This is a genomic window from Kitasatospora sp. NPDC023385 (assembly GCF_055664045.1).
On the sequence record NZ_JBVOOL010000006.1, the window covers coordinates 371,211 to 379,762 of the forward strand.

8 protein-coding genes and 2 pseudogenes are annotated in these 8,552 nt (G+C 71.6%); 8 read left to right on the forward strand and 2 right to left on the reverse strand.

Translation table 11 applies throughout. From position 1 onward, the window contains the following. The first annotated feature begins 25 nt into the window (after positions 1-25). Positions 26-631: a MarR family winged helix-turn-helix transcriptional regulator gene (locus AC0B61_RS13235; RefSeq protein WP_471740750.1), complete on the forward strand. Its 606-nt coding sequence runs from the start codon at positions 26-28 to the stop codon at positions 629-631. 60 nt (positions 632-691) lie between these two features. After that, positions 692-1,027 (forward strand): DUF6328 family protein, encoded by a 336-nt coding sequence (locus AC0B61_RS13240; protein WP_471740751.1) that lies wholly within the window; start codon positions 692-694, stop codon positions 1,025-1,027. Between the two features lie 43 nt (positions 1,028-1,070). On the opposite strand, the pseudogene AC0B61_RS13245 reads toward AC0B61_RS13240, so the two are convergent. Beyond that, positions 1,071-1,166, reverse strand: a pseudogene (locus AC0B61_RS13245) (helix-turn-helix domain-containing protein); the annotation flags it as partial. 24 nt (positions 1,167-1,190) lie between these two features. On the opposite strand from AC0B61_RS13245, the gene tnpA reads away from it, so the two are divergent. From tnpA to AC0B61_RS13270, 5 genes and pseudogenes are all read left to right on the forward strand, one after another. Continuing rightward, the gene (tnpA, locus tag AC0B61_RS13250) at positions 1,191-1,607 is read left to right on the forward strand and encodes an IS200/IS605 family transposase (protein WP_471740752.1); all 417 of its coding nucleotides are present in this window, start codon (positions 1,191-1,193) and stop codon (positions 1,605-1,607) included. A gap of 402 nt (positions 1,608-2,009) precedes the next feature. Beyond that, positions 2,010-2,618, forward strand: a complete 609-nt coding sequence (locus AC0B61_RS13255; RefSeq protein ID WP_471740753.1) for an AAA family ATPase — start codon at positions 2,010-2,012, stop codon at positions 2,616-2,618. Between the two features lie 176 nt (positions 2,619-2,794). Beyond that, positions 2,795-3,184: pseudogene (locus AC0B61_RS13260) on the forward strand (DUF5919 domain-containing protein); the annotation flags it as partial. A gap of 102 nt (positions 3,185-3,286) precedes the next feature. Further along, entirely contained in the window at positions 3,287-3,736 is a 450-nt protein-coding gene (locus AC0B61_RS13265; protein ID WP_471740754.1) for a glutaredoxin domain-containing protein, read from the forward strand. A 482-nt stretch (positions 3,737-4,218) separates the two neighbouring features. Then, entirely contained in the window at positions 4,219-6,000 is a 1,782-nt protein-coding gene (locus AC0B61_RS13270) for an RNA-guided endonuclease InsQ/TnpB family protein (protein WP_471740755.1), read from the forward strand. 338 nt (positions 6,001-6,338) lie between these two features. Here AC0B61_RS13270 and AC0B61_RS13275 read toward each other — a convergent pair whose 3' ends face one another. Further along, complete coding sequence (locus AC0B61_RS13275) at positions 6,339-7,139, reverse strand: maleylpyruvate isomerase family mycothiol-dependent enzyme (RefSeq protein WP_471740756.1); 801 nt, start codon at positions 7,137-7,139, stop codon at positions 6,339-6,341. A 471-nt stretch (positions 7,140-7,610) separates the two neighbouring features. Here AC0B61_RS13275 and AC0B61_RS13280 point away from each other — a divergent pair, with 471 nt between their 5' ends. Next, positions 7,611-8,303: a DUF1062 domain-containing protein gene (locus tag AC0B61_RS13280; RefSeq protein WP_471740757.1), complete on the forward strand. Its 693-nt coding sequence runs from the start codon at positions 7,611-7,613 to the stop codon at positions 8,301-8,303. The last annotated feature ends 249 nt before the right edge of the window (positions 8,304-8,552 follow it).

An 8,552-nucleotide genomic window follows, 5' to 3' on the forward strand; every position in this document is an offset into this window, starting at 1 on the left:
GAAGCTACCTGGGTAGGATGGCCGTATGGAGCACGCCGAACAGCACCCGGACCGGCACCCGGACCAGCACGCCGAGCCGCACCCGGACCAGCCCGCCGACCACGTCGCGCAGATCCAGGCCGAGTGGCGGCGCGAGCGCCCCGACCTCGATGTCTCCCCGCAGGCCGTCATCGGCCGCCTGCACCGCCTCGCCGCCCGCCTGACCGCCGAACTCACCCTCGTCTACCAGCGCTACGGCCTCGGCGAGGGCGAGTTCGACGTGCTCGCCGCCCTGCGCCGCGCCGGTGCCCCGTACGAGCGGGCCCCGGGCGAGCTGGCCGCGCACACCATGGTCACCACCGGCGCGATGACCAAGCGGATCGACCGCCTGGAACGCGCCGGACTGGTCACCCGCCGCCCCGCCGAGGACGACCGGCGCGGGCGCGTGGTCGCCCTCACCGACGCCGGGCAGCGCCTGATCGACGAGGCGTTCACCGCCCACATGCGCAACGAGCACCGCCTGCTCGCCCACCTCGCCCCCGAGGAGGCCGCCGCCCTGCAGACCCTGCTCGCCGCCTGGCAGGGCCGCCTGGACGGCACCGGGCCCGAGCGCGCCGACCACCCCGGCCGCGCCGAGCGCTCCGAGCGGTGACGGCCTGGGGCCCGGGCCAAGCCCCCGCCGCCGGGCCGCCGGGCCATCACAATGTGACCCATGACCAGCGCACCTCCCCCGCACTCCCCGCCACCCTCCCCCGCGCCCCCGCCCGGCTGGGAGAACCCCGCCGTGCGGGCCGACCGGCGCCTGGTGGAACTGCTGCAGGAGCTGCGGGTGCTGCAGACCGGCGTGCAGATCGTGTTCGCCTTCCTCCTCGGCGTCGCCTTCACCCGCCGCTTCGCCGAACTCACCGACGCCCAGCAGGACATCTACATCGCCACCCTGCTGCTGGCCGTCGTCGCCGCGGCCGTCCTCGCCACCCCCGTCGCCCTGCACCGCGGCCTGTACCGCCACCCCGGCAAGGAGCGGATCTTGACGTCCTCCCGGCCCTAAAGGACCGGGGTTCCTACCACGGTCGGCTGACCGTCTCGGTGGGTTCCTTGAAGACCACGCGGGCGCACCCGAACGCCTGGGCCAGCGCACGGCGCTGGGAGGCGTCCGGGTACACCCGGTAGTTGTAGCGGAACCGCATACGAGAGATCGTATCGTTTGGCCTATGGGTGAACTGACGGAGTATCGACGCGGTCGGAGCGTGGTTTCCGCGATGCACGTGCATTTGGTCTTCGTGACGAAGTACCGGCGCGGCGTCCTCGACAACGAGATGCTGACGGCCTGCGAAGCAACCATGCGCAAGGTCTGCCTGGACTTCGAAGCGGAGCTGAAGGAGTTCAACGGCGAGAAGGACCACGTGCACCTGCTGATCGACTACCCGCCGAAGGTGTCCGTGTCCGGCCTGGTGAACAGCCTCAAGGGCGTGTCCGCCCGCATCCTGCGACGCGACTTCACCGGCCGCGTGAACCGGGCCGTCACGCACGGGCACTTCTGGTCGCCGTCCTACTTCGCCGCTTCCTGCGGAGGCGCCCCGCTGTCGATCATCAACCAGTACATCGAACAGCAACAGCGGCCCGCGTGACATGCCGCGGCCCCAGGGGCGGTTCGCTCCGCACCTCAGGCCGTACGGGCTATCCCGGCCCTGAAGGACCGGGATAGCGCCCGAATCAGCGGGTCATCGCGCTGGTCTTCGCCGCCCTGTGGTTCGTCCTGCCCTGGGCGGTACGCCGCGCCGCCACCCAGGACCGGACCTGACCGGACCGCTCGCCCGCTTCTCCGCCGCCCGCACCGCGGGGTGCGGGCGGCGGACCACGGACCGGGCCTTGGGCCGGCTGCCGGCGCCGGGGGCCGGGCCGGAAGGCGAACCCTCGACCGCCTCCCCACCCCACAGAGCCCACCCGCGCCCCGGACCGCTTACCGCCCCCGGACGGTTTACGGCTCCCCCGCCGGGCCGGGCGCACGCCCCGGCGCCTACCGTGCCCGTATGCACACCGACGACAGCCCGTGGGACGTCCTGCTGATCGGCGGCGCCTCGGGCCTCGGCAAGAGCCGCGCCGCCGCCCGTCTCGCCGCCCTGCACGGGGCGTTCACGGTGGAGTTCGACGACGTGGTCGCCGCCCTGCAGGCGGCCACCACCCCGGCCACCCACCCGGGCCTGCACCACTTCGGCGCCCCGGACGCCGCCATGAGCGCCACCATGAGCGCCGACCGCGTCCTGGAACTGCAGATCGCCACCGCCCACGCCCTGGACGACGCGCTGCTCGGCGTCGTCCGCAACCGGCTCACCGTCGACGTGCCCGCCATCGTCGAGGGCGACTACCTCACCCCGCGCGCCGCCGCCCGCGCCGCCGCCGAAGCCGCCGCGCAGGGCCGGCGGGTCCGCGCGGTCTTCCTCCACGAGGGCGACCCGGCCCGCATCGCCGCCAACTACGCCGCCCGCGAGCCCGCCGCCGGCCCGCAGCCCGAGCGCGCCGCCGTCAGCGCCCGCTACTCCGCCTGGCTCGCCGACCGGGCCGCCGACCACGCCCTGCCCGTGCTCGACTGCCGCCCGTACGCCACCCTGCCCGCACGCCTGGCCGCCGCCCTCACCTGACCGTCTCCCCCTCCCCCTCCCCCGCTCATCGAGCCCCTGCCCAGCGCTTCAGCCCGGCCCGCTTGCCCCGGTACGGGTGCCCTGGCCTCAGCCGACGCGTTGGCCGTGGTGGAGGACGGGCAGGGTGCGGTTGGCCAACGCCTCGGTGACGCGGGCGCACTGGGAGGGCGCCACCATCCGAGGGCGGCTGCCGTATCCGCTTCCTCCTCGGCGATCCCGGCTCCGACACGACGCGTCGGCGCGAGCAGGTCGAGGACGTGGCCCTCACCGTGTCCACCCGGATCCGGGTCAGCCTGGAGAACCTCGCCGAACTCACCGACACCGCGGGCGTCGAGGCCCGCTTCAGCGCCCCGGAGGACGGCCCGAACCACGTCAGCCTCTCCGTCTTCCGCTTCGACGAGCGCGCCCTCGTCACACCCCACCTCGCCCGCACCGTCGGCCACGACTCGCCGCTGATGCACCTGCGGCGCAGCGCGGAGAGCGGGATGTTCGAGCGCTTCGCCGAGCACATCGAAGAACTCTGGTCCCGGGGACGCGACATCCGCACCAGCGCGGCCCCTGCGTAGGAGGTCGGCCCCGCCGACGTCCCACTCCCGCGGCGGCGAATCCCTCGGCCCCTCCTGCGGTCCGTTCGTGATGTGTTCGAATCGCCGGTAGCCTGCGGACCCATGACGCGCCGCCCGTGGATCCTGCCGATACTGCTCGTGCTGTGCGGCTCGGTCGTCGCGGCCGGCCTCGCCTCGAAGGGCAGCCCCGGACCGGGCGCCGGGCTCCTGGTGGTGTTCCTCCTGCTCGGGCTCGTGAACTCGCCTCTGCTGTTCCCGACATCCGTCAGCGCGGCCGAGGCGCAGCGCCGCAGCGCGGCCGACGGGCGGCCGGTCATCTACTGGCGGCCGGGCTGCACGTACTGTCTGCGGCTGCGCCTGCGGCTGGGCCGGGACGCCCGCCGGTTGCACTGGGTCGACATCTGGCGCGACCCGCAGGCGGCGGCTGCGGTGCGGGCGGTGAACGACGGCAACGAGACCGTGCCGACCGTGGTGGTTCTCGGATCGGGCGGTGAGCGGACGGCCATGACGAACCCGTCGCCCGCCCAGGTGAAGAACGCCCTGGCGCTCTGACTGCCCCTGCGACGCAGACGGACCCCCGGTCGGCTTTGTTCACGAGAGCCGGGTTCTGGCACAGATCTTGGGGAGCGGTTGCGGGGCGTCACCTTGGTGTTCGATGGCGAGGGGCTGGGTCGCGTGAGACCGCGTACGCCTGGGTGCCCGGCAGCCGGACGTGACGCGCCATCAACTCCGTGGTGGTCTCTGTCGTGGTCGGCCGGTGGCGGTGATGGTGCCGGTCGTGCAGACCAACGCCTCGTTCTGGGAATCGCTCGTGTTCGGCGGGGTCGACGCCGACGACCTCGATCGCGCGGTCGGCCCGGAGAAGTGCGAACAACCTCACGCTTCGGCGCGAAGTACCTGCTGCCGATTTCGGCATATGCCGGAAGAGCCCATCTGTGGGATCACTGATTGGCTCGCCCAATTCCTCATCTTCTACAGTACGGAACGATTCGATCACCTGGTGCAACGGAAGCGTGTGGGGAGGAAAAACCTTCATGCCCGGAACAGTGGTGTTGCGTGCGTACCGGTTCGCCCTGGACCCTTCCGAGGCCCAACGCGCCGCCCTGTCCCGCTATGCCGGGGCCTGCCGGTGGGCCTACAACTACGCGCTGGCCAAGAAGACCCGGGCCCACCGGGCCTGGGCGGAGCGCCGCACCGCCTACCTGGAGGCGGGGCTGAGCGAAGCCGAGGCGAAGGAGCGGATCAAGGCCGACGGAGCCGAGCTCACCGACCGGCTCAAGGTGTGGGACCACCACCGCAAGAGCCTCGCACTCGCCGTCACCGGCAAGCCGCCGCTGCCCGCGATGCAGCCCCCGGCCGGTCAGGAGACCCTCGCCCGCCGGCTGGGCGCCCTCCGCGCGGACGCCACCGATGCCAGCCGTGGACGCGAGCTGCTGGCCGAAGCCCGCGCAACGGTGAACGCGCTCAAGGCCGAGGCGTTCAGCGCCGGTTTCCGCACGCCGACCGCCACCGACACCAGCGCGCTGTGGCGCACGGAGCGGGACCGGCCCCGGGAGGAAGGCGGCAGCCCCTGGTGGACCGAGGTCAACGTGTACTGCTTCACCGCCGGCTTCGACCGCGCGCAGGTCGCCTGGAGGTACTGGCAGGACTCGCTCGCCGGCCGCCGCGCCGGCCAGCGCCATGGGTACCCGAGGTTCAAGAGGAAGGGCCACGCAGAGTCGTTCGCCCTCTTCCACGACGTGAAGCGGCCGATCATCCGCCTGGACGGCTACCGGCGCCTGGTGATGCCGGGCCTGGGCAGCATCCGCATCCACGACTGCGGCAAGCGCCTGGCCCGGCTCGTGGAGCGCGGCCAGGCCGTCATCCAGTCCGTGACCGTCACCCGCGGCGGCCACCGCTGGTACGCCTCCGTGCTGGCGAAGGTGCAGCAGGACGTTCCCGTGCTGTGGGAACACGTCCACGACGACGGCACGCGGACCCCGTACCCGAGCCGTGTCCAGGCCGAGCAGGCCGCCGAGAACGGTGGACGCGTCGAGCAGATCGGACGCCCCACCGCCCGCCAGCGCGCCGGCGGCCTCGTCGGTGTCGACCTCGGCTCCCACTACCTGGCCGCCCTGTCCAGCCCTCTCGACCCGGCCGACCCCGCCACCGACCTCGTGCCACACCCCCGCCTGCTCGCCGACAGCCTGGCCAAGCTCGTCAAGGCCCAGCGCGCCATGTCCCGTTGCCGACAAGGATCGGCGCGGTGGAGAAAGGCCGCCGCCCGAGTCGCCCGCGTCCACCAGCAGATCACCGTGCGACGCGCCTCGTTCCTGCACGGCCTGTCCAAGAAGCTCGCCACCGGCTTCACGCACGTCGCCATCGAAGACCTCCCCCTGACAGTCCTCACCGCCTCGGTCAGGGGCACCCGGGACAAGCCGGGCGGGAACGTCAAGGCCAAGGCCCGCTTCAACCGGCATCTCCTGGACGCCGCCCTGGGCAGCCTGCGCAAGAAGCTCCAATACAAGACCGGCCGGTACGGCTCACAGCTCCTGGTCCTCGACCCCGGTGAGCCCGTGCACAGCACCTGCGCGAGGTGCAAGGAGCGAAACCCAAGCTCCGACCCCTCAAGCAGCAAGTTCCACTGCCCCTCGTGCGGCGCGGTCGTACACCGACACGAGAACAGCACCGCGAACATCGTCGACGCGGCGCGCTGGCAGCTCACGACGGTCGCCTCCGATAGGGGGGAGACCCAAAACGCTCGCCGAGCCACGGTAAGTCCCGGAGCCCGCAAGGGCCCCGGGCAAGGGGCGTCGAAACGAGAAGACACCGGCTGAGCCGGTGCCACCCCCGGGGAGCGACCCCCGGGCGTCCCAGACAACCAACGCGACAAGGCAGCGCCGAAGGGCCCAGGCCATCCAGCCGCCGGCCCCTACGCGCCTGGGACGATCAGTGTTCTGGCAGATCGACAGCTACCCCACGGTGCTTGGGACGAGTGCGCCCCTCTCACTGTGTACCTGACGTGCCGGAATCCACCATTCGGCCGCTGACCTGCTCACTCAGGTTGACAACGCCGGACAACCCGCAGGGTTCGAGTCCGGTGCCGCGCCTGACGAACCCGGCGAAGCGTCGTGTCCTACCGGCTCGAGGCGCGGCCGACCGCCCCCGCTACGTCCTACTTCTCCTCCGGCTCCCAGGCGCGGAGCAGGTCGAGCAGCCCTGCGTCTCCGTCAACGTGCAAGGAGGCGGCCGGGATACGGTCGTACAAGTAGAGGACCAGCTCACTGGCCGTGCCGTGGACGGAGGCGCCGGCCGCGTCCGAGTCCTCGCCGGTCGCGGCGGTGGGCGCGGGGATGCGGGTGACGCGTGCGCCGTCGCCGTCGACCGTGAGGCGCCAGGAGCGGCCCTCGGCGGCGTGGAAGTCGAAGGCCGTGGGCTTGTGCGGCCAGGCACTCGGCGTTGCGCAGACGGTGAACAGGAACTCCTCCACACCGTCCAGTGCCAGCTCGACCGGCAGCGGCTGCGCAGTACCCCCGGCGAGCTGGGCGTCGTAGGTGTGCACCGCGCTCTCCTGGACCCGGTGCCGGGCGGTGCCGCCGGCGGTCTGCGGTGACTGCGACGCGGGCCACCACGTCCAGCAACCGCTCTCCGGTCCTGCCTCGCGCAGGGCGCCCAGCAGCAGCTGCGTCGACTCGTCCAGCCAGGCCAACAGGGCCTCACGCTCCTGCGGCACTTCCAGCGCGGCGCGCGCGGCGACGGCCTCGGCCGGGGGCGCGTCGGCGGGCCCCGCGCCGACGATGGCGGCCCAGAAGCGGTCTCCCCCGCCCAGGTGCTTCACCAGATCGAACAGCGTCCACCCGGGGCAGGTCGGCACCTGCACATCGAGGCTGGGCGCGGCGGCGACCACGGCGCGGAAGGCGGCCGACCGTTCATCGATCAGTCGCAGCAGGTCAGGGAACTCAAGATTCTTTTCCACGCCGGATGTCTATCACCGTGCTCCGGTGATCGGACAGCGATTTTCACAGCCGACGGCGGGCGCGCGGCACGGGCCGCGCACCCTCGGATTCCCGTTCGACCAACACCCCTCGACATCGGAACGACAACAGCCACTGATCTCCGGGACAACCCTCAGGCACGGCAAAGGCCGGTTCGGGGCAGGCCGAGCGATCCAGGCTTGTCTGTAACGAGGCCGAGGCGCTGCCGCGGCCTGTCGGCGGGCGGCCCGCGGAAAACGAGTTGTTCGCGGGCCGTGGCCTCGATCATGATCGCCTGCATGGACCTGTAACGGCTGCCACGTAGCAAAGCCAACCTGTCGCGCGGTTGACCCCGGAGCCTGACGACTCGGCCCCGAGGCGATGACTCGCGCCCTCGTGTGCATCCGTCATATCCCAGGAGCCGCAGCCTCGTCTGCGAGAGCTCCTGGTCAGTCCTGAAAGCAACCACATCCATGAATACCGACCGCAAGGCCCTGTGGGCCGTGCGTGAGTCCGCGCTGCCCACCGTCGTACGCCCCTGCCCGGACTGCTCCGGCAGCCGGCACCGTCCCTCGGGCAAGATCCGTGTCAACGCGAGCGGCAAACTCCTCGACGTCTGGCTTCTCCTGAGCTGTGCAGGGTGCGACCGGACCTCGAAGGTGCCCGTCCATGAGCGCCTCCACGTCTCGTCGCTGGAGCCCGCTCGCCTGGTGGCGTACGAGAACAACGACCCAGCCGTGGTACGGGAGCTGACGATGAGTGCGTCGCTGGCCGCGAAGAACGGATACCGCCTCGACTGGACCGGTACGTGGGAGGTGGAGACCCGCACGCCCCTCTACGCACTCGACGACCGGGCACCGCTCAAGGTCCTGGTCAGCTTCGAGCTGCCCGCGCCGGTCCGGGTCGAACGACTGCTCATGCTCGGGCTCGGTCTCAGCCGCAGTGGGGTACGACGCATGGTCGGGGACGGGCGTATCCACCTGCCGCTGGCCCTGGACGCCAAGGCGCATCGTGACTTCGAGCTCACCGTCCACGATCTCGGTTCCGTCGAGGCTGCGAAGCACTCGAAGCTCCTTGGCGCTCCGACCGACGTGCGCACGGACCTGAGCCGCGTCGGGTTGCACGACACGCCGCAGCACGTGTCGCGATCGGCGGCGGGAGCGTAGGAGCGGGGCAGCAGGGCCTTCTGGACAGCCTGTTGGCGTAGACAACCTTCGAGCTGCCAGGAGGCCCTGCTCTGTGCGGCACCAGCCCCAGTCACCCGATCGAGACTCCCGTTCGACCACCACCCCACAGGATCGGAACGGCAACAGCCGCTCAGCTTGTTGTTTAACCTCGCAGGTCACCCAACCTGCTGATCTGCGGTTCTTCGCGAGACAGCAGAGGCGGCCGCCCCTCACGCTTCGAGATGTCGA

Coding starts and splice junctions, on each gene's coding strand:
- AC0B61_RS13235 (WP_471740750.1), top strand. CDS start 26: ATGGAGCACGCCGAACAGCACCCGGACCGGCACCCGGACCAGCACGCC.
- AC0B61_RS13240 (WP_471740751.1), top strand. CDS start 692: ATGACCAGCGCACCTCCCCCGCACTCCCCGCCACCCTCCCCCGCGCCC.
- tnpA (WP_471740752.1), top strand. CDS start 1,191: ATGGGTGAACTGACGGAGTATCGACGCGGTCGGAGCGTGGTTTCCGCG.
- AC0B61_RS13255 (WP_471740753.1), top strand. CDS start 2,010: ATGCACACCGACGACAGCCCGTGGGACGTCCTGCTGATCGGCGGCGCC.
- AC0B61_RS13265 (WP_471740754.1), top strand. CDS start 3,287: ATGACGCGCCGCCCGTGGATCCTGCCGATACTGCTCGTGCTGTGCGGC.
- AC0B61_RS13270 (WP_471740755.1), top strand. CDS start 4,219: ATGCCCGGAACAGTGGTGTTGCGTGCGTACCGGTTCGCCCTGGACCCT.
- AC0B61_RS13280 (WP_471740757.1), top strand. CDS start 7,611: ATGAATACCGACCGCAAGGCCCTGTGGGCCGTGCGTGAGTCCGCGCTG.